Genomic DNA, 520 nt, shown 5'->3' on the forward strand with positions numbered 1-520 from the left:
GCTTGTGGTCGAGGTAGATGCGCAATGAGGCAGCGACGACCACGGCCAGGACGGCGAGCAGGGCTAGCAACCGCGTCATGCCGCCTCCCTCCTGGCGATCTTGACGTCCTTCAAAACGCGCCGGTGCGAGTCTGGAAGCGGGAACTGAGGGTGGCCGAGATAGTCGAGGCCGAGCCAGCGCGCCCATGCCGCGTCGCACTCGTCCTCGGTCGGGAACTCCAAGCCAGCCCGCTTGAGGGCGGCAGTCGCCATCTGGCTCTTGGTCGCGCTGCCGCTCCCAGTCGCGTAGATCTTGAGATGCATGACGTTGACAAGCGCGAGCGCCACACCGTATCGCCAACAGGCGAGGCGGATGCTACCGCTGATCTCGGCGAGCCGGTGCGCAGCCGCAGAGTGGATCCCGGCCGCGTAGTCCTCCAGCACCAGCATGTCCGGCTTGAGTCGGAACAGCACGTCGTGGACGCTGGCCTGGATGTGATCGATGCGGGCCAGATCGTCGGCGAGGGTGCGCTTACCCTTC

Annotated in this window: 1 protein-coding gene; it reads right to left on the reverse strand. The window is 66.2% G+C overall.

Translation table 11 applies throughout. The annotated features are described in order from the left end of the window. Positions 1–75 precede the first annotated feature (75 nt). Positions 76–520, reverse strand: a 445-nt coding sequence (locus ABD844_RS52605; RefSeq protein WP_344897777.1) for a crossover junction endodeoxyribonuclease RuvC, incomplete at its 5' end; no start/stop codon positions are given.

The organism is Nonomuraea antimicrobica (genome assembly GCF_039536965.1).
In the GTDB taxonomy this organism is placed as follows: Bacteria; Actinomycetota; Actinomycetes; order Streptosporangiales; family Streptosporangiaceae; genus Nonomuraea; species Nonomuraea antimicrobica.